The sequence below is a fragment of the Streptomyces sp. NPDC017936 genome, assembly GCF_044328485.1.
GTDB lineage: Bacteria > Actinomycetota > Actinomycetes > Streptomycetales > Streptomycetaceae > Streptomyces.
Map to the genome: position 1 here is coordinate 60,204 of NZ_JBIRHK010000025.1, position 23,729 is coordinate 83,932.

22 protein-coding genes are annotated in these 23,729 nt (G+C 72.0%); 7 read left to right on the forward strand and 15 right to left on the reverse strand.

All coding sequences use genetic code 11. From position 1 onward, the window contains the following. Positions 1-13: 13 nt before the first annotated feature. The 6 genes from folE to dacB all read right to left on the reverse strand — a co-directional run bounded on the left by folE (position 14) and on the right by dacB (position 7,820). On the reverse strand, positions 14-619 hold the full coding sequence (gene folE / locus ACH4F6_RS36465; RefSeq protein ID WP_397964717.1) for a GTP cyclohydrolase I FolE: 606 nt from the start codon (positions 617-619) through the stop codon (positions 14-16). A 142-nt stretch (positions 620-761) separates the two neighbouring features. After that, positions 762-2,801 carry an ATP-dependent zinc metalloprotease FtsH gene (gene ftsH / locus ACH4F6_RS36470; RefSeq protein WP_397964719.1) on the reverse strand — a complete coding sequence of 680 codons (2,040 nt, stop codon included), beginning with the start codon at positions 2,799-2,801 and terminating at the stop codon, positions 762-764. A 182-nt stretch (positions 2,802-2,983) separates the two neighbouring features. Beyond that, the gene (gene hpt, locus ACH4F6_RS36475) at positions 2,984-3,544 is read right to left on the reverse strand and encodes a hypoxanthine phosphoribosyltransferase (protein WP_397964770.1); all 561 of its coding nucleotides are present in this window, start codon (positions 3,542-3,544) and stop codon (positions 2,984-2,986) included. A gap of 60 nt (positions 3,545-3,604) precedes the next feature. After that, the gene (gene tilS / locus ACH4F6_RS36480; RefSeq protein WP_397964721.1) at positions 3,605-4,654 is read right to left on the reverse strand and encodes a tRNA lysidine(34) synthetase TilS; all 1,050 of its coding nucleotides are present in this window, start codon (positions 4,652-4,654) and stop codon (positions 3,605-3,607) included. Between the two features lie 222 nt (positions 4,655-4,876). Then, positions 4,877-6,007 (reverse strand): zinc-dependent metalloprotease, encoded by a 1,131-nt coding sequence (locus ACH4F6_RS36485; RefSeq protein WP_397964722.1) that lies wholly within the window; start codon positions 6,005-6,007, stop codon positions 4,877-4,879. 157 nt (positions 6,008-6,164) lie between these two features. Further along, entirely contained in the window at positions 6,165-7,820 is a 1,656-nt protein-coding gene (dacB, locus tag ACH4F6_RS36490) for a D-alanyl-D-alanine carboxypeptidase/D-alanyl-D-alanine-endopeptidase (RefSeq protein WP_397964723.1), read from the reverse strand. A 79-nt stretch (positions 7,821-7,899) separates the two neighbouring features. On the opposite strand from dacB, the gene ACH4F6_RS36495 reads away from it, so the two are divergent. Together ACH4F6_RS36495 and ACH4F6_RS36500 are read left to right on the forward strand one after the other, a co-directional pair. After that, positions 7,900-8,391, forward strand: a complete 492-nt coding sequence (locus ACH4F6_RS36495; protein ID WP_030734045.1) for an inorganic diphosphatase — start codon at positions 7,900-7,902, stop codon at positions 8,389-8,391. Positions 8,392-8,507: 116 nt separating this feature from the next. Beyond that, positions 8,508-10,169 (forward strand): threonine/serine exporter ThrE family protein, encoded by a 1,662-nt coding sequence (locus ACH4F6_RS36500; RefSeq protein WP_397964724.1) that lies wholly within the window; start codon positions 8,508-8,510, stop codon positions 10,167-10,169. Between the two features lie 71 nt (positions 10,170-10,240). On the opposite strand, the gene ACH4F6_RS36505 is transcribed toward ACH4F6_RS36500, so the two are convergent. Further along, positions 10,241-11,200: a DedA family protein gene (locus ACH4F6_RS36505; RefSeq protein ID WP_397964726.1), complete on the reverse strand. Its 960-nt coding sequence runs from the start codon at positions 11,198-11,200 to the stop codon at positions 10,241-10,243. A gap of 139 nt (positions 11,201-11,339) precedes the next feature. Here ACH4F6_RS36505 and ACH4F6_RS36510 point away from each other — a divergent pair, with 139 nt between their 5' ends. Then, the gene (locus ACH4F6_RS36510) at positions 11,340-11,705 is read left to right on the forward strand and encodes a YbjQ family protein (RefSeq protein ID WP_397964728.1); all 366 of its coding nucleotides are present in this window, start codon (positions 11,340-11,342) and stop codon (positions 11,703-11,705) included. 15 nt (positions 11,706-11,720) lie between these two features. Here ACH4F6_RS36510 and ACH4F6_RS36515 read toward each other — a convergent pair whose 3' ends face one another. After that, entirely contained in the window at positions 11,721-12,485 is a 765-nt protein-coding gene (locus ACH4F6_RS36515) for a MerR family transcriptional regulator (protein WP_397964729.1), read from the reverse strand. 165 nt (positions 12,486-12,650) lie between these two features. Between ACH4F6_RS36515 and ACH4F6_RS36520 the strand changes: the two genes are divergently transcribed. Further along, on the forward strand, positions 12,651-14,048 hold the full coding sequence (locus ACH4F6_RS36520; protein ID WP_397964731.1) for a glutamate decarboxylase: 1,398 nt from the start codon (positions 12,651-12,653) through the stop codon (positions 14,046-14,048). A gap of 123 nt (positions 14,049-14,171) precedes the next feature. Here ACH4F6_RS36520 and ACH4F6_RS36525 read toward each other — a convergent pair whose 3' ends face one another. The 5 genes from ACH4F6_RS36525 to ACH4F6_RS36545 all read right to left on the reverse strand — a co-directional run bounded on the left by ACH4F6_RS36525 (position 14,172) and on the right by ACH4F6_RS36545 (position 19,061). After that, complete coding sequence (locus tag ACH4F6_RS36525; protein WP_397964733.1) at positions 14,172-14,930, reverse strand: ABC transporter permease; 759 nt, start codon at positions 14,928-14,930, stop codon at positions 14,172-14,174. Next, positions 14,927-15,892, reverse strand: coding sequence for an ATP-binding cassette domain-containing protein (locus ACH4F6_RS36530; RefSeq protein ID WP_397964734.1), 966 nt, complete (start codon positions 15,890-15,892; stop codon positions 14,927-14,929). The genes ACH4F6_RS36525 and ACH4F6_RS36530 overlap by 4 nt, the downstream gene beginning before the upstream one ends. Positions 15,893-15,971: 79 nt before the next feature. Beyond that, the gene (locus ACH4F6_RS36535) at positions 15,972-16,613 is read right to left on the reverse strand and encodes a PadR family transcriptional regulator (RefSeq protein WP_397964735.1); all 642 of its coding nucleotides are present in this window, start codon (positions 16,611-16,613) and stop codon (positions 15,972-15,974) included. A 57-nt stretch (positions 16,614-16,670) separates the two neighbouring features. Further along, on the reverse strand, positions 16,671-18,131 hold the full coding sequence (locus tag ACH4F6_RS36540) for an aldehyde dehydrogenase family protein (RefSeq protein ID WP_397964736.1): 1,461 nt from the start codon (positions 18,129-18,131) through the stop codon (positions 16,671-16,673). A gap of 105 nt (positions 18,132-18,236) precedes the next feature. After that, complete coding sequence (locus tag ACH4F6_RS36545) at positions 18,237-19,061, reverse strand: helix-turn-helix domain-containing protein (RefSeq protein WP_397964771.1); 825 nt, start codon at positions 19,059-19,061, stop codon at positions 18,237-18,239. 375 nt (positions 19,062-19,436) lie between these two features. On the opposite strand from ACH4F6_RS36545, the gene ACH4F6_RS36550 reads away from it, so the two are divergent. After that, positions 19,437-19,919: an ATP-binding protein gene (locus tag ACH4F6_RS36550; RefSeq protein ID WP_397964737.1), complete on the forward strand. Its 483-nt coding sequence runs from the start codon at positions 19,437-19,439 to the stop codon at positions 19,917-19,919. 96 nt (positions 19,920-20,015) lie between these two features. On the opposite strand, the gene ACH4F6_RS36555 is transcribed toward ACH4F6_RS36550, so the two are convergent. After that, positions 20,016-20,276 carry a DUF397 domain-containing protein gene (locus tag ACH4F6_RS36555; RefSeq protein ID WP_397964739.1) on the reverse strand — a complete coding sequence of 87 codons (261 nt, stop codon included), beginning with the start codon at positions 20,274-20,276 and terminating at the stop codon, positions 20,016-20,018. A gap of 943 nt (positions 20,277-21,219) precedes the next feature. On the opposite strand from ACH4F6_RS36555, the gene ACH4F6_RS36560 reads away from it, so the two are divergent. Together ACH4F6_RS36560 and ACH4F6_RS36565 are read left to right on the forward strand one after the other, a co-directional pair. After that, entirely contained in the window at positions 21,220-21,777 is a 558-nt protein-coding gene (locus tag ACH4F6_RS36560) for a hypothetical protein (protein WP_397964740.1), read from the forward strand. An 86-nt stretch (positions 21,778-21,863) separates the two neighbouring features. Then, complete coding sequence (locus tag ACH4F6_RS36565) at positions 21,864-22,385, forward strand: DUF4232 domain-containing protein (RefSeq protein ID WP_397964742.1); 522 nt, start codon at positions 21,864-21,866, stop codon at positions 22,383-22,385. A gap of 51 nt (positions 22,386-22,436) precedes the next feature. Here the strand turns inward: ACH4F6_RS36565 and ACH4F6_RS36570 are convergent, their stop codons facing one another. Next, positions 22,437-23,570 (reverse strand): DUF2786 domain-containing protein, encoded by a 1,134-nt coding sequence (locus tag ACH4F6_RS36570; RefSeq protein WP_397964744.1) that lies wholly within the window; start codon positions 23,568-23,570, stop codon positions 22,437-22,439. Positions 23,571-23,729: the final 159 nt, after the last annotated feature.

A 23,729-nucleotide genomic window follows, 5' to 3' on the forward strand; every position in this document is an offset into this window, starting at 1 on the left:
GGTTCCCCACGGCTCAGCGCGCCATGATCAGGCTCATCGCCTCGTTGCGGGTCGCCGCGTCCCGCAGCTGTCCGCGCACCGCCGACGTGAGGGTCTTCGCGCCGGGCTTGCGGATGCCCCGCATGGACATGCACATGTGCTCGCACTCCACGACGACGATGACGCCGCGCGGCTCCAGGATCTCCATCAGGGAGTCCGCTATCTGCGTGGTGAGCCGCTCCTGCACCTGCGGGCGGCGGGCGTAGACGTCCACGAGGCGGGCCAGCTTGGACAGGCCCGTGATCTTGCCGCTGACGGACGGGATGTACCCGACGTGAGCGACCCCCCGGAAGGGCACCAGATGGTGCTCACAGGTCGAGTACACCTCGATGTCCTTGACGAGCACCATCTCGTCGTGACCGAGGTCGAACGTCGTCGTCAGCACGTCCTCCGGCTCCTGCCGGAGACCCGCGAAGATCTCCTTGTACGCCCGCGCCACCCGCGCCGGCGTCTCCCTGAGGCCCTCACGGTCAGGGTCCTCGCCGACCGCGATCAGCAGTTCCCGGATGGCGTTCTCGGCCCGCTTCTCGTCGAACTCGCCGATCGGGCCCTCGCCGTCCAGCGTCACGGGGTCGGTCATTCTGATGCCTCGTTCCTGTACGGGTCGCGTGTGGATCACGCGTGACACGTGCGGCATGACCAAAATGCCGCGCCCCCCAGGCTAGAACCTGGGGGGCGCGGCATTCATTCCGGGCCCGGTGAGGCCTCGAGGGGCCGGAGCGTCAGCTCTCCGGGCGGTCCTCGGGGGCCGGCTCGGCCACCGGGGCGGGGTCCGTCACGGTGGACTTGGCGGTGGTGATCGCCGGGTTCGCGCCGTTGGCACCGTTGGTCAGTGCGAGCTCCTTCGGGGAGAGCACCGGCGGGCGGGTGGACGGCGTGCGCCGCGAGGAGCCGGTCCACGCGGGCCGCGGCGGGCGCTTGACGATCGGGGCGAAGATCTCCGCGATCTCCTCCTTGCCCAGCGTCTCCTTCTCCAGCAGCTGGAGCACCAGGTTGTCGAGGACGTCGCGGTTCTCGACCAGGATCTCCCAGGCCTCGTTGTGCGCGTTCTCGATGAGCTTCTTGACCTCTTCGTCGACCAGCGCGGCGACCTCTTCCGAGTAGTCGCGCTGGTGGGCCATCTCACGGCCGAGGAAGGGCTCGGTGTTGTCCCCGCCGAACTTGATGGCGCCCAGACGCTCGGTCATGCCGTACTGGGTGACCATCGCGCGGGCCGTGGCGGTGGCCTTCTCGATGTCGTTCGCGGCGCCCGTGGTCGGGTCGTGGAAGACCAGTTCCTCGGCCGCGCGGCCGCCCAGCATGTAGGCGAGCTGGTCGAGCATCTCGTTGCGCGTGGTCGAGTACTTGTCCTCGTCCGGGAGCACCATCGTGTAGCCGAGGGCACGCCCGCGGGACAGGATGGTGATCTTGTGGACCGGGTCGGAGTTCGGGGAGGCCGCCGCGACCAGGGCGTGACCGCCCTCGTGGTACGCGGTGATCTTCTTCTCCTTGTCCGACATGATCCGGGTCCGCTTCTGCGGGCCCGCCACGACGCGGTCGATGGCCTCGTCCAGCATCTGGTTGTCGATCAGCTTCTTGTCGGAGCGGGCCGTGAGCAGCGCCGCCTCGTTCAGCACGTTCGACAGGTCGGCGCCGGTGAAGCCGGGCGTACGGCGGGCGACGGCCGAGAGGTCGACGTCGGGCGCGACCGGCTTGCCCTTCTGGTGGACCTTGAGGATCTCCAGACGGCCCTGCATGTCGGGACGGTCGACCGCGATCTGGCGGTCGAAGCGGCCGGGGCGCAGCAGGGCGGGGTCGAGGATGTCCGGGCGGTTCGTCGCGGCGATGAGGATGACGCCGCCCTTGACGTCGAAGCCGTCCATCTCGACGAGCAGCTGGTTCAGCGTCTGCTCGCGCTCGTCGTGACCACCGCCGAGGCCGGCGCCGCGGTGGCGGCCGACCGCGTCGATCTCGTCGACGAAGACGATCGCCGGGGCGTTCGCCTTGGCCTGCTCGAACAGGTCACGGACCCGGGAGGCACCGACACCGACGAACATCTCGACGAAGTCGGAACCGGAGATCGAGTAGAAGGGGACGCCCGCCTCGCCGGCGACGGCGCGCGCGAGCAGGGTCTTGCCGGTGCCGGGGGGCCCGTAGAGCAGGACGCCCTTGGGGATCTTGGCGCCGACGGCCTGGAACTTCGCCGGTTCCTGCAGGAACTCCTTGATCTCCTGGAGCTCCTCGACGGCCTCGTCCGACCCGGCGACGTCCGAGAACGTCGTCTTCGGGGTGTCCTTGGTGATGAGCTTGGCCTTGGACTTGCCGAAGTTCATGACCCGGGAGCCGCCGCCCTGCATCTGGTTCATCAGGAACAGGAACACGACGACGATGAGGACGAAGGGGAGCAGGGAGAGCAGGATGCCCACGATGGGGTTCTGCTTGGACGGCGACACCGTGTAGCCGTCCGTGATCTTCTTGTCCTGGTACTTGGTCTGCAGCGTGTTGGCGATGGTCACGCCCTGGTCGCCGATGTAGCTCGCCTGGATCTTCGAGCTGCCCTCGACCTTCACGCCGTCCTTGAGCGTGACCTTGATGATCTGCTCGTCACCGGTGGTGAGCTTGGCCGACTCGACCTTGTTGTCGTTGATCGCTGCGACGACCTGGCCGGTGTCCACCGTCTTGTAGCCGCCGGACGAACCGACGACCTGCATCAACACGACCACGGCAAGGACGGCCAGCACGATCCACATGACCGGCCCACGGAAGTATCGCTTCACGTCCATCCATACGGAGCGGTGCCGCCCCGTCCCTCCTGCCATAGTGAGTTTGATAAGACAGTTCTTCTGACGGTACCCCAGCATTGTCGCCCGAAGCCGCACGGGACGGCTGGCGAACCCGTCTGCATGCTTCAACGGCGCGGAACCCGCTGGGGTTCCCGATGGTCCTACAGGGGAGTTCCGGTGGCTCAGCCGCCGTAGACGTGGGGCGCGAGGGTACCGACGAACGGCAGGTTGCGGTACTTCTCGGCGTAGTCGAGGCCGTAGCCCACGACGAACTCGTTGGGGATGTCGAAGCCGACCCACTCGACGTCGATGGCGACCTTGGCCGCCTCGGGCTTGCGCAGCAGCGTGCACACCTTGAGGGAGGCGGGCTCGCGGGAGCCGAGGTTGGAGAGCAGCCAGGACAGGGTCAGGCCGGAGTCGATGATGTCCTCGACGATCAGGACGTGCTTGCCCTTGATGTCGGTGTCGAGGTCCTTGAGGATCCGCACGACGCCGGAGGACTGGGTGCCCGCGCCGTAGGACGACACGGCCATCCAGTCCATGGTGACCGGGGTGGACAGCGCCCGGGCGAGGTCCGCCATGACCATCACGGCGCCCTTGAGGACACCGACGATCAACAGGTCCTTGCCCGCGTACTGCGCGTCGATCTTCGCGGCCAGCTCGCCCAGCTTCGCGTCGATCTCTTCCTTGGTGATGAGCACCTGCTTGAGGTCGGCACCCATGTCTTTCGCGTCCACCCGCATCACTTTCGGTCGTCCCACCGGCCGGCCGGCCCCTCCACGGAGTGCCCGGGGGGTCCGGATTCAGCCTTGCCGAATCACCAGTCTGCCACCCTGGCGCCGGGCCACGACTTTGCCGGGCAGGTTGATGGCCCCCTGGCCGCGCCAGCCGGTGATCAGCCGGTCGACCTCCTCGACGTGCCGGGCGAACAGCGAACCGGCCGGGGCGCCGGCCTCGATGGCGGCACGGCGCAGGACACGGCGGCGCACGGCGGGCGGGAGGGCGTAGAGCTTGGCGCACTCCAGGAGGCCGGCGGAGTCCCGTACGGCGGCCTCGGCCTGGCGGGCCCAGGCGTCGAGGGCGTCGGCGTCGTCGCGGGAGAGCCGGGCCGTCCGGGCGAGGGCCTCGACGACCCCCTTGCCGAGGGCCTTCTCCAGGGCGGGCAGGCCCTCGTGGCGGAGCCGGGAGCGGGTGTAGGCGGGATCGGCGTTGTGCGGGTCGTCCCAGACCGGCAGGGACTGGACCATGCACGCCTTGCGGGCGGTCTGCCGGTCGAGCCCGAGGAAGGGGCGGCGGTAACGGCCGCCGGCCCCCGAGACCGCGGCCATTCCGGACAGGGAGCGGATGCCGGAGCCCCGGGCGAGTCCGAGGAGGACGGTCTCGGCCTGGTCGTCGCGGGTGTGGCCGAGGAGGACCGCGGTGGCGCCGTGGCGTTCGGCGGCGGCGTCGAGGGCGGCGTAGCGGGCGTCCCGGGCGGCGGCCTCGGGGCCGCCTTCGCGGCCGACGGTCACGGCGGCGGACTCGACCGGGTCGAGGCCGAGGCCGCGCAGGCGCACGACGACCTCCTCGGCGCGCAGGTCGGAGCCGGGCTGGAGGCCGTGGTCCACGGTGACGCCGCCCGCGCGGATGCCGAGCCGGGGGGCTTCGAAGGCGAGGGCGGAGGCGAGCGCCATGGAGTCGGCGCCGCCGGAACACGCCACGAGCACGAGCGGCGGGGCGGGGCGCTCGTGCGGCAGGGGGCTCGCGGGGACGCTCACGACGGCGTCGGGCGTGCCGGTGTGCTGGATGAGGAGGTCGTGGAGGACGCGGCGGACCGCCAGGCGTATCGCCGCGACCGCAGGATGGGGACCCATGTCCGGTTCCCTTCATGAAGTTTTCGGGGGGTGAGCCCGAGGCCGGTCACACAGAGTGTGTAGATGGTGACAGAACCAGGGCGTTCCCCGAGCATTGCACGCCTACGCGGGACTCACGGTCCCTCGGACGGGTGATTGGAGGGGCGTTCGCCTGCCGTCGGCCGGATTCGCACCACAACGGACCACAACGGATCGCGGGGGATCACGACGGGCCGGCCGGGTTCACGAATCGGCCTTGCGGTGCACCCGTGCGATCCAGTCCGCCGGTGTGGCGATCTCGGCTTTGGTGGGCAGGGTGTTCGGGGACGTCCACACGCGGTTGAAGCCGTCCATGCCGACCTCGTCGACGACCGCCCGCACGAAGCGTTCGCCGTCCTTGTACTGCCGGAGCTTGGCGTCCAGGCCCAGCAGCTTGCGCAGGGCCATGTCGAGGCGGGAGGCGCCCTTGGCACGGCGCTGCTGGAACTTCTCGCGGATCTCGGAGACGGTCGGCACGACGTCCGGTCCCACACCGTCCATCACGAAGTCGGCGTGGCCCTCCAGGAGGGACATCACGGCGGTGAGGCGGGCGAGGATCTCGCGCTGGGCGGGGCTCTGGACGAGCTCGACGAGGGAGTGACCGCCGTCGTCCTCCTCCCCCTCGGGGCGGCCGCCGACGAGGGACTGGGCGGCTTCCCGCACGCGCTCGAGGAAGGTCATGGGGTCGACGTCGGTCTCCGCCAGGAACGACTGGATCTCGCCCTCGAGGTGGTCGCGCAGCCAGGGCACCGCGGAGAACTGGGTGCGGTGGGTCTCCTCGTGCAGGCACACCCAGAGGCGGAAGTCGTGCGGGGCGACGTCGAGTTCGCGCTCCACGTGGACGATGTTCGGCGCCACGAGGAGGAGGCGCCCGCCGCCGTCGGCGCCGGCGGGCAGCTCACGGGTGGACGGGGCGAACGTCTCGTACTGGCCGAGGACGCGGGAGGCCAGGAACGACAGCAGCATGCCGAGTTCGACGCCGGTGACCTTGCCGCCGAAGGTCCCGAGGACCGCGCCGCCCGGGCTGTTGCCCCGGCGTTCCTGCATCTTCTCGAGGAGCGGACGGAGGATCTCGCGGAAGCCGGCGACGTTCGCCCGGACCCAGCCGGGGCGGTCGACGACGAGGACCGGGGTGTCGTGGGTCTCCTCGGTGCCCATCCGGGTGAAGCCCCGGACGTGTCCCTCCGAGGCCTTGGCGTGCCGGCGCAGTTCCGCGACGACGGCGCGCGCCTCGTCGCGGCTGACCTCGGGGCCCGGCCGTACGAGCCGGGTCGCGGTCGCGACCGCGAGATTCCAGTCGACCATCCCGGAAGAGGCACCACCGATGCTCGTCATGCGTCAACCGTACGTGAGCACCGCGGCTGGGGGCAGGTCGCGGGCGGCGGGTCAGGGGTACGTCAGGGTCGGACGCGGGAGGCCGGGCCGGCTGCCGGTGGCCCCGGGAGCGGCGGCGCGCCGGCCGCCGGCCGGTCCGGGGAGCACGGCCGCGGCCTCACGCGCACCCGCATCCCGCCAGCGCCGTGACCGCCCGGTCCAGGGCGGACTGGGCCGCCGTGGGATCCGTGGTGCCGGAGGCGAGGACGGCGAAGACCAGCAGGCGGCCGTCCCGGTCGACGACCGTGCCCGCCAGGGTGTTGACGCCGGTCAGCGTGCCGGTCTTGGCGCGGACGACACCGGAGGCGCCGTCGGTGTAGCGGGCGGAGAGGGTGCCGGTGAAGCCCGCGACGGGGAGGCCGGTGAGGGCGGGGCGGAGGTCGGGGCGGGCGGGGTCGCCGGCCTTGGCCAGGAGGGCCGTCAGGAGGTGCGCCGTCAGACGGTCCCCGCGGTCGAGGCCGCTGCCGTCCCGGAACTCCGCCCCGGTCACGGGCAGGCCGAGCCGGGACAGCTGGGTGCGGATCGCCTTGCCCGCGCCCGCGAAGTCGGCGGGGACGCCGGTCGCGAGGGCGGTGTGGCGGGCGAGCGCCTCGGCGATGTCGTTGTCGCTGTTGGTCAGCATGCGCTCGACCAGCGCGGACAGGGGCGGCGAGGAGACCGTGGCGAGGGTCTCCGCGCGCGCGGTCGCCTTGGACGGGCCGGGCGGGGTGGTCGTGACGCCCTGCGCCCGCAGGAATCGCGCGAACGCGCCCGCCGCGTCCGCCGCCGGATCCGGCACCCGGGTCGCCGGGCCGCTGGTCGAGTCGTCCGTGCGGCCCTCGTCGGCGGTGAGGGCGGTGACACGGGCGATGTTGGGGTTGACCCCGATGGGGTGAAATTCGGAACCGGCGTAGAGAGTGGTGTCGTAGGAGAGCGTCGCCCGGGTGATGCCGCGTTTCTTCAGGGCGGTGGCGGTGGCGGCGGCCAGGGTGCGCAGGCTCGCCCGGTCCCCGGCGTCCGCGCGCGCGGTGAGGGTGGGGTCGCCGCCGCCGACGAGGACGACCTCCCCGGTGCCCGGTTCGAGGGCGACGCGGGTGGTGAGGCGGTGGTCGGTGCCCAGCGCGGCGAGCGCGGCGACCGCGGTGGCGATCTTGGTGGTGGAGGCGGGGGTGAGCGGCTCGTCGGCTCCGCTGCCGTAGAGGCGCGCGCCGGTGGCCACGTCGACGACCGCGGCCGCGTGGCGGGTGCCGAGGGCCGGGTCGGCCAGCAGGGGGTCCAGGACGCGGGCGAGCGCGGTGCCGCCGGGGGCCGACTTCACGGTGGTCGCCGCCGCGCCGAGGCCCGTCAGGACGGAGGGCGCGCTGGGCGCGGGCCGCGGCGCGCCGGCCGCCGTGTCGGGCGTGCCCGACCCGTCGGACGCTTCGGCCGTACGGCCGTGATCTGCGCCACCCGTCCGCTCCAGTGCGGCGGCCCGGTGGCGTTCGGCCGTACGCTGACCGGTGGAGTCCCAGGGGCCGGCGGCACTCGCCACACCGACGGCCAGCGCCAGTCCGGCGGTCGCCGCGGTCGCGGTGTACTGCCAGGTCCGGCCGGCCTTCGGCCTCGTGATCCGTGTGAGCTGCGGTTCAGCCGCCTGCGTCAGCCGTGCGACCCGCGGCTTCGCGGCCGCCGCGGCACGTGCGAGACGAGGGCCTACGATCCCTGCGGCCCGTGCCAGACGCGGTCGTACGGCGTTCGCGGCCCGCACCACGTGCGGTCTCGCGGCCCGCCAAGGCCTCAGCTCTGGCACGACCACCAGCCCCTTTCGCGATCACACACCTGCGTGAGGGACACTTAATCACCAGAACTATGTGCTGATCATGGAGGAGTCACCGGTGGAGTTCGACGTCACGATCGAGATCCCGAAGGGTTCGCGGAACAAGTACGAGGTGGACCACGAGACCGGTCGGATCCGCCTGGACCGTCGACTCTTCACCTCGACCGCCTACCCGACCGACTACGGCTTCGTCGAGAACACCCTCGGCGAGGACGGCGACCCGCTGGACGCGCTGGTCATCCTGGACGAGCCGACCTTCCCGGGCTGCCTCATCCGCTGCCGCGCGATCGGCATGTTCCGCATGACGGACGAGGCCGGCGGCGACGACAAGCTGCTGTGCGTCCCGGCGACCGACCCGCGCGTGGAGCACCTGCGCGACATCCACCACGTCTCGGAGTTCGACCGCCTGGAGATCCAGCACTTCTTCGAGGTGTACAAGGACCTGGAGCCCGGCAAGTCCGTCGAGGGCGCCAACTGGGTGGGCCGCACCGACGCCGAGACCGAGATCGAGCGGTCGTACAAGCGCTTCAAGGAGCAGGGCGGTCACTGACCTTCCGCAGCCGAAGGGGCCGCACGCGCACGCGTGCGGCCCCTTCGCACGTTTCGCAGGCGAACGTCCGCGCATACTGAGGCCTACGGAATGTGTCGTTCAGGGAGCGTTGCTCAGTGACGGAGGCGGAGGACCGCAAGCCGCAGTCGGACGAGGCGAGGAGCGCGTTCGACCCCGAGATCACCTCGGAGTTCGCGATCCCGCGGGGGCTGGCCGTCCCGCGGGGCGGGGGCGAGTCGGAGACCACGTCGGAGTTCGCCGTCCCGGTCGGGCTGGAGGCCCCGCCGCCGGCCCCGGGCGAACCGGAGGGGTCCGCGTTCAGTCCGCCGAGCACCTACAGCACCCGGCACGCCCCGGCCGCGTTCACGCCCGCCGAGGGCGTACCGCTGGTCAGCCTGACCAAGGACGTGCCCTGGCAGGACCGGATGCGCACGATGCTGCGCATGCCGGTGGCCGAGCGGCCGGCGCCGGAGCGGGCGGCCAAGGCGGAGGAGGGCGGCCCGGCCGTTCCCCGCGTGCTCGACCTGACGCTGCGCATCGGCGAGCTGCTGCTCGCGGGCGGGGAGGGCGCCGAGGACGTGGAGGCCGCGATGTTCGCGGTGTGCCGCTCCTACGGGCTCGACCGCTGCGAGCCGACCGTCACCTTCACCCTGCTGTCGATCTCCTACCAGCCGTCGCTGGTGGAGGACCCGGTGACGGCGTCGCGGACCGTGCGGCGCCGGGGCACCGACTACACGCGGCTGGCGGCCGTCTACCACCTGGTGGACGACCTCAGCGACCCCGAGACGAGCTTCTCCCTGGAGGAGGCCTACCGGCGGCTCGCGGAGATACGCCGCAACCGGCACCCCTACCCCACCTGGGTGCTGACCTCGGCGAGCGGGCTGCTCGCGGGCGCGGCCTCGGTGCTGGTCGGCGGTGACCTCGTCGTGTTCGTGGCGGCCGCGGTCGGCGCGATGCTCGGCGACCGGCTCGCCTGGCTGTGCGCGGGGCGCGGGCTGCCGGAGTTCTACCAGTTCCTGGTGGCGGCGATGCCGCCGGCCGCGATCGGGATCGCGCTGACGCTGGCGCACGTCGACGTGAAGGCGGCGGCGGTCATCACCGGCGGCCTGTTCGCGCTGCTGCCCGGGCGGGCGCTCGTGGCGGGCGTCCAGGACGGCCTGACGGGCTTCTACATCACCGCGGCCGCACGCCTGCTGGAGGTCCTGTACTTCTTCGTGGGCATCGTCGTCGGCGTGCTGGTGATGCTCTACCTCGGTGTGCAGCTCGGCGCCCGCCTCAATCCCGACGCCGCGCTGGGCATCACCGAGCGGCCGCTGTGGCAGATCGGCGCGTCGATGCTGCTGTCGCTGACCTTCGCGGTGCTGCTCCAGCAGGAGCGGTCCACGGTGCTGGCGGTGACGCTGAACGGCGGGGTCGCCTGGTCGGTGTACGGCGCCATGCACTACGCGGGCGACATCTCACCGGTCGCCTCCACCGCCGTCGCCGCGGGGGTGGTGGGCCTGTTCGGGCAGTTGCTGTCGCGGTACCGGTTCGTGTCGGCGCTGCCCTACACCACGGCGGCGATCGGCCCCCTGCTGCCGGGCTCGGCCACGTACTTCGGGCTGCTGGCGATCGCCCAGAGCGAGGTCGACGCGGGGCTGGTCTCGCTGAGCAAGGCCGCCGCGCTGGCGATGGCCATCGCCATCGGGGTCAACCTCGGGTCGGAGATCTCGCGGCTGTTCCTGCGGATCGGCTCCCCGGAGAAGCGGCGGGCCGCCAAGCGGACGCGGGGGTTCTGAGCGGCCGGGCCGCGCCGCGCGCCGGTCCCCGCGCCCCGGCGAGCCGCTCTCCGCGGCTCCGGCCGCAGGCCTCAGTGGTTCTGGTTGTACGGGTACTGGCCGTTCTGGTGCTGCCGGCCTCCGTACGGCTGCTGCTGGGACTGCCAGTCCTGCTGCCCGGGGTATTCCTGCTGCTGCGGGTATTCCTGCTGCTGCGGGTACTGCTGGTGCTGCGGGTACTGCTGGTGCTGGGGGTACTGCTGGGGCTCCGGGTACTGCCGGCCGTAGTGCTCGTCCTGGTAGCCGCCCTGGTCCGGGCTCTGGCCGACGGTGCCGTACGGCTCGTACTGGTCGATGCGGCGGAGCTGGGTGGTGGCGTCGTCCATGACGGGGGGCTGCTGGGCCGGGGGCTCCGCCTGCGGCGGGTTCTTCTTGGACTGGGAGCGGGCGCGCAGGAACTCGATGACGATCGGGACCACCGAGAGGAAGACGATCAGCAGCAGGATCGCCTCGATGTTGGCCTTGACGAAGTCGATGTTGCCCAGCCAGGAGCCGAGCAGGGTCACGCCCGCGCCCCACAGCACGCCGCCGATGACGTTGAAGATCAGGAACGAGCGGTACCGCATGCCGCTGACGCCGGCGATGATCGGCGTGAACGTCCTCACAATGGGCACGAAGCGGGCCAGGACCAGGGACTTGGGCCCGTACTTCTCGAAGAACTCGTGGGCCTTGGTGACGTTCTCCTGCTTGAAGAGGCGGGAGTCCGGGCGCTTGAAGAGCGACGGGCCGACCTTCTTGCCGAACATGTAGCCGGCCTGGTCGCCGAGGATCGCCGCCACGCAGATGAGGGCGATCGCTCCCCACAGCGGGAAGTCCAGCTGGTCCGACGTGATCAGCAGACCCGCGGTGAACAGCAGCGAGTCACCGGGCAGGAAGAAGCCGATGAGAAGGCCCGACTCCGCGAAGACGATGAGCAGCAGACCCCAGATGCCGAAGGTGTCGAGCAGATAGTCGGGGTCCAGCCAGCTCGGTCCGAGGGCAAGGGTCGTCACGGTTCCGGGCTCCTGACGGGGGTGGGGAAGTACGGCGTCCTGCTACGGCCGGACAAAGTTATCAACGTCGCGTGTCCGCCCCAGGTTCCATGGGCCACCCCAGGATGCACTGTGCCCCCGACGGGGCAAACCTGTGGGCATGAGCATCGAGGACTACGGCGGCGGGCAGAGCCCTCAGCCGGACGTACTGGTCGTCACCACGAACGACGTTCCCGGACACCGGGTCGAGCAGGTCATCGGCGAGGTCTTCGGGCTGACCGTGCGCTCGCGGCACCTCGGCAGCCAGATCGGCGCGGGCCTGAAGTCGATGATCGGCGGTGAGCTCAAGGGCCTCACCAAGACCCTGGTCCAGACCCGCAACCAGGCGATGGAGCGTCTCGTCGAGCAGGCACGCGCGCGGGGCGCCAACGCCGTGCTGGCGTTCCGCTTCGACGTGACGGAGACCGCTGACGTGGGCACCGAGGTGTGCGCGTACGGGACGGCGGTGGTCCTGGCCCGGGAGTGACCCCGGGCCGGGACCCTACGGCGCGGCGTGCCGGGCGGCGTTGGCCGTGATGGCCTCCCTGAGGTGCTCGGCGAGGCCCGGGCGCAGGGAGTCGTAGAACGCCTTGAAGCGCTCGTCGGCGACGTACGTCTCGCCCAGGCTCCGGTGCATCTCGTACGAGCACTCGTAGAACCACGCGCAGATGTGCTGCCGGTGTTCCTCGGCCATGTCCATGGCCGCCTCGCCGGCGGGCGGTTCGCCGGCGGCCATGAGGGCGCCGTAGCGCTCGCTCCAGGCGGCCACCTCCGCCTGCATGCGCTGCCAGTCCTCCTTGGTGTAGCCGGCGGCCCGGCGCTGCGACTCGGCGTGGGCGTCGGTGCCGCCCCAGCGCCGTTCGGCCTCCTCCGCGTACCGCTCGGGGTCCTTGTCGCCGAAGACCTCGAAGCGTTCCTCAGGGGTCAGGTTGATGCCCATCGTGCGTGCCTCCATGGCGTGCTCCACGGCCGCGGCCATCTTCTGGAGCTTCTCGATCCGGGCGGTCAGCAGTTCGTGCTGGCGGCGCAGGTGCGCGCGCGGGTCCGCGTCCGGGTCGTCGAGCAGGGCCGCGACCTCGTCGAGCGGGAAGCCGAGCTCCCGGTGGAACAGGATCTGCTGCAGCCGGTCGAGGTCGGCGTCGCTGTAGCGCCGGTGGCCCGCGGGGCTGCGCTCGCTCGGGACGAGCAGGCCGATGTCGTCGTAGTGGTGCAGGGTGCGCACCGTGACCCCGGCGAAGCCGGCCACCTGTCCGACGGAGTAGCTCACTGCGTCCGCTCCTTTCTCGGTACGCGCTCCACAGTGGGTCCTCACGTGACGTGAGGTGCAAGCCCGTTCTCCCGCCGGCCCGCCTCCACCCGCCCCTGTTGCACGGACATGCACCTTTTGTCAGTCTTCGACCGAGTCTCTTTCGTCCCCCGAGGAGTGCCGTCCATGCCGCTGCACAAGGGTCCCGAGCCCGACGCGCGCCCGCTGTCCGTCAACCCGTTCTACGGCGCGGCGGATCCCGTCGGCGGCATGGCCGAGGCGCCGCCCAAACACCGGCTGCCCGATGTGCCGACGCCGCCGTCGACGGCGTACCAGCTCGTCCACGACGAGCTGATGCTGGACGGCAACTCCCGGCTGAACCTCGCCACGTTCGTCACCACGTGGATGGAGCCGGAGGCCGGGGTGCTGATGGCGGAGTGCCGGGACAAGAACATGATCGACAAGGACGAGTACCCGCGCACCGCCGAACTGGAGCGGCGCTGTGTGGCGATGCTCGCCGACCTGTGGAACGCGCCCGACCCCGCGGCGGCCGTGGGCTGTTCGACGACCGGGTCGAGCGAGGCGTGCATGCTCGCCGGGATGGCCCTCAAACGGCGCTGGAGCGCGCGCGGTCCCGCGCCCGGCGCCCGGCCCAACCTCGTGATGGGGATCAACGTCCAGGTCTGCTGGGAGAAGTTCTGCACCTTCTGGGAGGTGGAGCCCCGCCAGGTGCCCATGGAGGGCGAACGCTTCCACCTCGACCCGCAGGCCGCCGCCGAGCTGTGCGACGAGAACACCATCGGGGTCGTCGGCGTCCTCGGCTCCACGTTCGACGGCTCCTACGAGCCCGTCGCCGACCTGTGCGCGGCCCTGGACGCCCTCCAGGAGCGCACCGGCCTGGACGTGCCCGTGCACGTCGACGCCGCGTCCGGCGGGATGATCGCGCCCTTCCTCGACGAGGACCTGGTGTGGGACTTCCGCCTCCCGCGCGTGGCGTCGATCAACACCTCGGGGCACAAGTACGGGCTGGTCTACCCCGGGGTCGGGTGGGCGCTGTGGCGCGACAAGGAGGCGCTGCCCGAGGAACTCGTCTTCCGGGTGAACTACCTCGGCGGCGACATGCCGACGTTCGCCCTGAACTTCTCGCGGCCCGGTGCGCAGGTCGTCGCGCAGTACTACACGTTCCTGCGGCTGGGCCGCGAGGGGTACCGGGCGGTGCAGGAGTCCACGCGGGAGGTCGCCCGGAGCGTCGCCGACCGGGTGGCGGCGCTGGGCGACTTCCGGCTGCTGACCCGGGGGGACGAGCTGCCCGTCTTCGCCTTCACCACGGCGCCGGAGGTGGAGGCGTACGACGTCTTCGACGTCTCGCGGCGGTTGCGGGAGAGGGGGTGGCTGGTGCCCGCGTACACCTTCCCGCCGCAGCGGGAGGACCTGTCCGTGCTGCGGGTCGTGTGCCGCAACGGCTTCTCCTCCGACCTGGCCGATCTGTTCGTGGAGGACCTGACCCGGCTGCTGCCGGAGCTGCGCCGCCAGCCGCATCCGCTGACGCACGACAAGGCGGCGGCGACCGGGTTCCACCACTAGGGACGGGGCACGGGCGGCCGGCCGTCGGCTGTCGGCGCGGGTGAGGGCGGGCGGGGCGTTCCGCCGGGGTGTGTCACCGGGGGTCCCGCCCCGCCGCCCCTGTCCCGTCCCGCCCTCCGGGGGCTAGCGGCTCATGCGGGCGAACTTCCGTACCGCCAGGGGGAAGAAGACCGCCAGCAGGGCCAGGGGCCAGATCACGGCCGGCCAGACGTGGTCGGAGTGGCCGGCGGGGGCGAAGAGGTCGCGGACGGCCGAGGCCGTCCGGGACATGGGGTTCCAGTCGACGATCGTGCCGAGCCAGGCGGGCATGGAGTCGGGGGTGGCGATGGCGTTGGAGAGGAAGCCGACCGGCCAGACGAGGATCTGGACGGCCTGGACCATCTCCGGTCTCCCGGCCACGAGGGCCAGGTGGATGCCGATCCACAGCATGGCGAAGCGGAACAGCAGGAGCAGGCCGACGGCGGTCAGGAACGCTCCGGCACCGCCGTGCGGACGCCAGCCGAGGGCCCGGGCGACGGCGAGGAGGACGGCCAGGCCCACGGCCGACTGGAGCATGTCGGCGGCCGCACGGCCCACCAGGACCGCGCCGTCGGCCATCGGCATCGAGCGGAAGCGGTCGACGACGCCCTTGTCCAGGTCCTGGGTGACGGCGAGCATCGTGCCCTCCAGGCCGAAGGCCATGGTGAGCGCGAGCATGCCGGGGAGCAGGTAGTCGAGGTAGCTGCCGCTCACCCCGCGGCCGCCGCCGATCAGGTAGCCGAACATCAGCAGGAGCATCACCGGGAAGACGAGCCCGACGACGACCCGGCCGGGCTGCCGCGCCCAGCGGGCGAGTTCACGCCGGGTCATGGTCCAGGAATCGCTCAGCGCGTACGTGCTCACACGGCCTCCTTCGGGAGAGCGGCACGGCCGCCCTCTCCCGTGAGGTGCAGGAACACCTCGTCCAGCGTGGGGCGGCGCAGGACCACGTCCTCCGCCTCGATGCCGGCCTCCTCCAGGGCGCGGACGACGGCGGACAGGGCGGCCATGCGGTCGGTCACCGGGGCGCTGAGCAGCCGGCGGTCGGGGTCGACGACGACCTCCTCCCGGGCCGTCGGCAGCAGGGCGAGGGCGGTCCCCAGGTGGCCCCCGTCGCGCAGGACGACGTCGATGCGGTCGCCTCCGGTCAGCGCCTTCAGCTGGTCCGCGGTGCCGTCCGCGACGACGCGGCCGCGGTCGACTACGCAGATGCGGTCGGCCAGTTGGTCGGCCTCCTCCAGGTACTGGGTGGTGAGCACGACCGTCGTGCCCCCGCCGACCAGCGAGCGGACCGCGGACCACACCTCCGCGCGGCCGCGCGGGTCGAGGCCGGTCGTCGGCTCGTCCAGGAACAGCACCTCCGGGTCGGTGACGAGGGAGGCGGCCAGGTCCAGACGGCGCCGCATCCCTCCGCTGTAGGCGCGCACGGGCTTGCGGCCGGTCCCGGCGAGCTCGAAGCGCTCCAGGAGCTCGTCGGCCCGCACGCGCGCGCGGCGGGCGCCGAGGTGGTGGAGCCGGCCGAACATCTCCAGGTTCTGCCGGCCGCCCAGGTCCTCGTCGAGCGCCGCGTGCTGCCCGAGCAGGCCGATGCGCAGGCGCACCTCCCGGGCCTGGCGCACCACGTCGTACCCGGCCACCCGGACCCGGCCGCTGTCGGGCCGCAGCAGCGTGGACAGGATCCTGACCAGGGTGGTCTTGCCCGCGCCGTTCGGGCCGAGCACCCCGTGCACCGTGCCGCGGGCGACGGTCAGGCCGAGCCCGTCCAGTGCCCGGGTGTCGCCGTAGCGCTTGCGGACGTCCTCGACGGTGATCGCCGTCGTGGCCATGTCGTTCCCCCAGACTTCCGGTAATCAAACTTGACTACCTGCTCAAGCTAACGCGCCGGATACGGCTCGTCAAACTTGATTAGCGGGCATCCTCCGGATGCCGCTCCCCCGTCGCGTACGGGTTGGCCTCGTCGTCCGCGAGGACGCCGACGAACGGCTCGCCCTCGCCCGAGAACGTGTAGGCCCCGCCCTCGACGCGGGAGATGAGCCCCTGGGTCCACTCGGCCTCGGCGTCGGCCGTGTTGATCCAGAGGTTCATGATCTCCCCGATGTGCCCGAGCTGCTCCGGGCCCTGCTCGGGCACGTAGTGCCGGGTGACGGCGCCGCGCCACTCCTCGATGCGCCGGATCCGCTCCTTCAGGAGCGCCACGGCCTCGGCGCGCGGCAGGTCGACGATGAAGCCGATGGCCGCCGACTTCATGTCCATCTTCTGGTCGTAGGAGGTCAGCGCCTCGCGGACCAGCCGGAAGTACTCCTCGGAGCCGCGTTCGGTGATCTCGTACTCGGTGCGGGGCGGGCCGCCGGCCGTGGACGGCGCGATCTCGTGCGCGTGCAGCAGTCCCTGCTTCGCCATCTGCTTCAGGGCGTGGTAGATCGAACCCGGTTTGGCGGTGGACCACTGGTGGGCGCCCCAGTACTCCAGGTCGTTGCGCACCTGGTAGCCGTGGGCCCGCCCGTGCTGGCGGACGGCGCCGAGCACGAGGAGACGGATCGCTGACATGCCGTCCAGGGTAGGCCGCGCCACGGTTCGCCACGGGGCCGCCCGCGGTGGGCCGGCTCAGAACGGGAAGCCGCTGCGGCCGTGCTGCACCGAGATCCACTTGGTCGTCGTGAAGGCGTCCAGCGTCGTCTCGCCGTTCAGGCGGCCGACGCCGGAGTTCTTCTCGCCGCCGAAGGGGACGAGGGGCTCGTCGTGCACGGTGCCGTCGTTGACGTGGAACATGCCGGTGTCGATCCGCCGGGCGAAGCGGACGCCGCGTTCGACGTCGGCGGTGTGGACGGCGCCGCTGAGGCCGTAGGGGGTGTCGTTGACGAGGCGGACGGCCTCCTCCTCGCCGTCGAAGGGGACGAGGAGGGCGACCGGGCCGAAGATCTCCTGGCGCAGCAGGGCCGAGCCGGCGGGGATGTCCGTGAGGACGGACGGCTCGACGAGGTTGTCCGTGGTCCTGCCGCGCACGAGCGCCGTCGCGCCCTCGGCCACGGCCTGCTCGACGGTGCCGGAGATCGACTCCGCCTGCGAGGAGTTGATGACCGGGCCGATCACCGTCTGCGGGTCGCGCGGGTCGCCGGCCTTGAGGGACCTGACCTTGGCGACGAACTTCTCGGTGAACTCGTCGGCGATCGAGCGGTCGACCAGCACCCGGTTGGCCGCCATGCAGACCTGGCCCTGGTGGACGAAGCGGCTGAAGACGGCCGCGTCGACCGCGTAGTCGACGTCGGCGTCGTCGAGGACCACGAGGGCGCTGTTGCCGCCCAGTTCGAGGACGGTGCGCTTGAAGTGCGCGGCGCAGACGGTGGCGACGTGGCGGCCGACCTTGTCGGAGCCGGTGAAGGAGATGACCCGCGGGACCGGGTGCTCGAGGAAGGCGTCGCCGATCTCGGCGACGTCGGTGAGGACGACGTTCAGCAGGCCGGCGGGCAGGCCCGCGTCCTCGAAGAGCTTCGCGACCAGCGTGCCGCCGGCGACCGGGGTGTCCTGGTGGGGCTTGAGGACCACGGCGTTGCCCAGCGCCAGGGCGGGCGCGACGGACTTCAGCGACAGCAGGAAGGGGAAGTTGAAGGGGCTGATCACGCCGACGACGCCCACCGGCACGCGGTAGAGGCGGTTCTCCTTGCCGTCCACCGGCGAGGGGATGATCCGGCCCTCGGGGCGCAGCGCCAGGTGGATCGACTCGCGCAGGAACTCCTTGGCGAGGTGGAGCTCGAAGGCGGCCTTCGGCCGGGTGCCGCCGAGCTCCGCGGTGATCAGCTCGGTGATCTCCTGCTCGCGCTCCTCGACCAGGCGCAGCGCCTTCTCGAAGACGGCGCGCCGGGCGTAGGCGTTGGCCGCGGCCCAGGACTTCTGCGCGCGGGCGGCGGCCCGGTAGGCCTGGTCGACCTCGTCGACCGTGGCTATCGTGATCGAGGCCAGCTTCTCGCCGCTGTACGGGTCGAGGTCGATGATGTCCCAGGCTCCCGTCCCCGGGCGCCACTCACCGTCGATGTACTGCTGGGCCAGGTCGGTGAAGTACGGCGACATGTGATCCCTCAATCCCCTGCGATCGACGTCACGATCTGATTGCGCGTCATCGTACGCAGCGCGCAAGGGAGTTGGGGCGGCGCCGAGGCACCCGAGGGGAAACCCCTAGGACAGCTGGAGCAGTCCGCGCAGCAGGTCCCGGCTCTCCTCGGGACCGGGGCTGTCCTGCTGCAGCTCCTTCAGCGCCTGCTCGTACTGGGCGACGTCCTCGCGTTTGTCCAGGTAGAGGGCGCTGGTGAGCTGCTCCAGGTAGACGACGTCCGACAGGTCGGACTCCGGGAAGCTCAGGATGGTGAAGGCGCCGGACTCCCCGGAGTGGCCGCCGAAGCCGAACGGCATGACCTGGAGCCGCACGTTGGGGCGTTCGGAGATGTCGATCAGGTGCTGGAGCTGGCCGCGCATCACCGCGCGGTCGCCGTACGGCCGGCGCAGGGCGGCCTCGTCGAGGACGATGTGGAAGTCGGGCGCGTTCTCGGCCACCAGGTACTTCTGCCGCTCCAGGCGCAGCGCCACCCGCCGGTCGATGTCGGCCGCGCTCGCGCCCTTCATGCCGCGCTCCACGACGGCGTGCGCGTACGCCTCCGTCTGGAGCAGCCCGTGCACGAACTGCACCTCGTACACCCGGATCAGCGAGGCCGCGCCCTCCAGGCCGACGTACGTGGGGAACCAGTTGGGCAGCACGTCCGAGTAACTGTGCCACCAGCCCGCCACGTTGGCCTCCCGGGCGAGGGAGACGAGCGCCTGGCGCTCCGACTCGTCCGTGATGCCGTACAGCGTCAGCAGGTCCTCGACGTCCCGCGTCTTGAAGCTCACCCGGCCCAGCTCCATACGGCTGATCTTCGACTCGGAGGCGCGGATGGAGTATCCCGCCGCCTCGCGCGTGATGCCGCGCGTCTCTCGCAGTCGCCGTAGTTGCGAGCCGAGCAGCATCCGCCGCACCACCGATCCGGGCTCTCCCGCGCTCACGTTCGCCAGCCTCCCCAACCGTTCTCAGGGCCCGCAGTCTGCCACTAAAACACTTCGAGCAGTACTCGTCCGATTACAGAGACGGAAAGAAGCCAAAGGATACGCACAGCGCGACGGAAGGGAAGAGAGAGGGGAAAGCAAGGGAAGTGCCGCTGAACGGCGAGAAGATGGCGGAAAAAATGGCCAAGAAGCGGTACGGGCAGACCCAATTCGGTCAGGTGCACGTGCATCTGCCCTTGCATCTGCCCTGCGCATCGGAAACCATGGTCCAGCGCCACCGCTGCATCGCAACGACCGCGAATCCCGGGAGTGCCTCGCATGGGGACGAATGGATCGACCATGCTCGAGCCGTTACGGCAGGGCCTTCCGCCGCTTGATCCCGCGGCCGTCTCCCACGCGGCCTCCTGCGCACTGCCCGCCCGCTTCGAGGCGGTGCGCGAGGCACGGCAGTTCACCCGCAGGACCCTCGGCCAGTGGGACGTGGGCGACCGCTTCGACGACATCTGTCTGGTCGTCTCCGAACTGGTGACCAACGCCCTGCGGCACGGGCTGCCGCCCGGCTCCGCCCCGTGCGTCATGGGCGAGGAGCACCCGGCGGTGCGGCTGCACCTGATGCGGTGGACCGAGCGGCTGGTGTGCGCGGTGCGCGATCCCAGCCACGACAGCCCGCTGCCGCGCGAGGCGGACGACTTCGCCGCCGAGTCCGGCCGCGGCCTGTTCCTGGTGGACTCCTTCGCCGACGGCTGGGGCTGGCACCCCCTGACGGGCGGCTTGGGCGGCAAGGTCGTCTGGGCGCTGTTCCGGCTGCACGCCGCCGAATGACGAACCGCGGCACCTACTGGTGCCGCGGTTCTACGCGCGTTGTCACCGCTTTTCCGCCGATTGTTCCGACGCGCCGCACGCCGGACCCGGTGGACGTCAGCCGGCGATCAGGTGGTCGAACTCGCCGTCCTTGACACCCAGCAGCATCGCCTCGATCTCGGCCCGCGTGTAGACGAGCGCGGGACCGTCCGGGAAGCGCGAGTTGCGCACGGCCACGTCCCCTCCCGGAAGCCGCGCGAACTCGACGCAGGAACCCTGCGAGTTGCTGTGCCGGCTCTTCTGCCAGGCAACCCCGTACAACTGTGCGGCCGCCATGCCGTTGTACACGTCGTGCCCCCCGTCAACGTCGTGGTCCACAGGTCGCTCCCTGGTGGTGCACTGGCTCGTGTGGCCATTGGTGCCGTTGTCAACTGTTCCGGATCATAGCCCCGTTCATGTGCAGTTGCATGAGCAGATGCACGTGCACGCCGGGTGCATGTGCGGTTACAGCTTTGACGGCCGCTTTACCGAGCTCCTCCGGTCCCCCGGGCCCCTCCACGCGGCCGCCCGGAAGCCCGGGGGCGCGTGCGGCACCCGGTTCTCGTGGGTGGCCTGCGACACCACCGGCCGCGCGAGGTGGTCCGGATCGGACCACTCATGCACAGGAAGAGACGCACCAGGTGGCGTCGGTGTTCCGCCCTCACGGACACGGTTCGACCGACCGCACCGCGTGAGCACCCGGGAACCCGCCGGAAACGGCCTCGCCTGGGCGGACGCCCGCCGTCCACTCGGTACGGCGAGCGGGACGCGGACAGCCTCCGGCGCCGCCCCGTCGCGGGAACCGGAGGCGGTCGCCCCTCCCCGTTCCCCCGGCGCGAGCAGGCCGGGACGACTCCGCGGCCCCCACGGCCCGCCGCTCGCCCTCGCCCGTGGGAACGACGGTGCGGTCATCCCCGAGGACCAGAGGGGACTCGGCCCCGCGCACGGGCGCGGAACCGGGCGTCCGGCCGGGATCCCCACCCGCGGATCGGCCGGAAGGAGTGGACGACCGACGTAACACGGCTCGTCCGTACGGCGGTTCATCCGTACGACACCGGGCGGGGCCGCCCGTACGAAGGTGACCGGTCCGCGCTCATACCGTCGGCGTCCGCGGCTGCCGTACGGCAGCCGCGTCGGGCCTCCGGCGGACCGGGCGCCACGGCGGTGGCCGGGGGCCGCCGTCGGGGCGGGCCGGGGCCGGCCGACCGGGTGGGGCCTGCTGGTAGCTTGCTGCGGTCCCCTCGGCCGACCGGGCCGTCCGGCCACCGCTTGGGAGCCAGCAGTGACTACGGCGAACTTCTCGGGTTCCGCGCCCTCCCCGCGTCCCGCGCGCGGGACGTCCCGCCGGCCGGTGCGGGCCGTCGCCGTGATCGCCGCGCTGGCGGGCGCGCTCGCCCTGACCGCGTGCAGCAGCGACGACGACGGCGCCGACGGCGGCCCCTCGGCGACGCCGGGCACGACGGCCGGCGTCGGCACCGGAGGCGGCGACGGCGGTTCGGCCTCCCCCTCGGCCTCTCCCTCGGCCTCCCGCGAGCTGGAGGGCAGCTGGCTCGCCACCACGGACGGCAAGGCCGTCGCGCTGGTCGTCGACGGCCGGCGGGCGGCCCTCTTCGCGACCGGCGGGACGGTGTGCAGCGGGACCGCCGGCGAGGAGGCGGGCCTGCGGATGATCCGCCTCGACTGCGCGACGGGCGCGAAGGACCGCACGACCGGCAGGGTCGACTCCGTCGACGCGGACTCCCTGCGGATCACCTGGGAGGGCGGCGCCGGCGAGGAGGCGTACACCAAGGCGGAGGACGGACAATGGCCGTCGTGGCTGCCGACGGCGGGCCCGGGGTGACCGTGCGGGCAGGGGGCGCGCGACGGGACACCGCACGCGTACGTGATGATCCTCCGAGCACCGTCACGAACCTCGGAGAACCACTCATGCGCGCCGTTCCGATCACCGTCACCGCCCTCCTCTCGGCCCTCCTCCTCACCGCCTGCTCCAGTGACGACGGCGGCTCCGGCGACGAGGGGAACAAGGCGTCCGGGTCCGCCTGTGCCGTCGGCGGGCTGGGCCGCCAGATCGAGGCCAACGCCGCCCCGGCCGCCGGGGACAGCGGCAACGTCACCGTCACGCTCACCAACGAGGGCGCCGACGAGTGCACCCTGGAGGGCCTCCCGGCCGTCGACCTGCACGCCGGCGACACGTCCGTGCCCCTCCAGCCGGATGCCGCCGCCGAGGCCCGCAAGCTGACCCTCCCGGCACAGGGCACCACGTCCTTCACGATCACCTACGCGCGCGGCGGGAGCGGCGGCGAGAGCCTCGCCGTCGAGACGGTGACGTACAGCCTGCCCGGCTCCACGAAGACCGAGAGCTTCCCGTGGTCGTACGGCGACGTGGCGCTGAAGGGCGAGGGCGAGCCGGACGCCTCGGTGAGCACGTTCCAGCAGGCGGGCGACTGACGCGTCGTACGGGCCGGCCCCCGTGCGTCCGGGGAAGGCGGGTCCGGTACGTCAGGGAAGGCGGGTCCGGGGTGTCACCTGGGCCCGTTCGGCGGCCTCCGCCCCCTCGGTCCAGCCCGCCTCGTCGGTGACCCCGCGCAGGCGGGTGGTGACCGTCTCCGGGAACATCCGGTCCGTCGCCGCCGTCACCGCGACCCGGCGGGAGGCGAGGACGGGCAGCAGGTCGCCGCCCGCCTCGTTCTCGGCGGAGGCCGCGGCCTCCCCGAGCCGGGTGCCGATGCGGTGGGCGTAGGCGGCCAGGAAGGACTGGCGGAAGGTCTTGGTGCGCTTGCGGCCCGCGGCGCGCTGCGCCGCCTCCGCCTTGGCCATCGCGGTCTGCGCCTGCACCAGCAGGGAGGTGTGGAGCAGCTCCACCGCCTCCAGGTCGGCCTCGAAGCCGACCACCGTCGAGAAGCAGAAGGCCTCGTTCCACACCGCCCGGCAGTGGTTGGCGCCGGCGACCGCGTCCAGCAGCACCGCCTTGGCCTGCTCGTACGGCGGCTCCACGCCGATGCGGCAGGCGCTCGGGGCGTCCGGGTCCGGGGCCTGCGCGTCGAGCAGGGCCTCGTCGACGCTGTGCCGGGCCATCAGCTCCTGCGCCTTCGCCGTCAGCGCCTCCGCCTCCTCCGGGTAGCCCGTCGCCTCCGCCTTGGCGAGCAGCGCGCGGATGCGGGTGAGCATGCGGGAGCCGGAGCGGGCCTGCCGGTGGCCCTGCCGCGGTTCCTGGAGGGCGTCGAGGGCGGGCAGTCGCAGCAGCAGGCGGTACAGCTCCAGGACCGTGGTGGCGTGGGAGAAGCGGTCGGTGCGCGGCGGTGACGGCGGGGCCTCGGCGGTGAGGTCCTCCAGCTGGGCCGCCCAGCGCCGGCCGCGCGGACGGTCGTTCGGCGCCTGGGCGCGGATCAGTGACGCGAGCAGGCGCACGTGGGCCTCGTCGAGGTCGCGCCGCACGAGCCGCACGACGTCCGCGGGCTGCCAGCCGCGCCGCCAGGCCGCCGCCACGAACTCCTCGCCGCGCCGGGCGAGCTCGGCGTCCGCCGAGGGGTCGGCGGCGAGGAGGGACGCGCCCGCGTCGAGGGCCGCGTCGCCGGTCGCGTGGAGGGCCGCGAGGAAGGCGCGGTCGACGGTGGTGGGCGTACTGCTGCTCATCCGCCGATGGTGCCACGCGCGCGTGACGTCGCCCCCCGCCAGGGCCGCGCCCGCCGGTGCCGGGCCGGCCGCGGCGCCCGGGCGGCGCCTCGTCCGGCCGGACCCCGCCAGGTGTCAACCTCGGGTTGACGACGGGCGATCGTCAACCTACGGTTGACG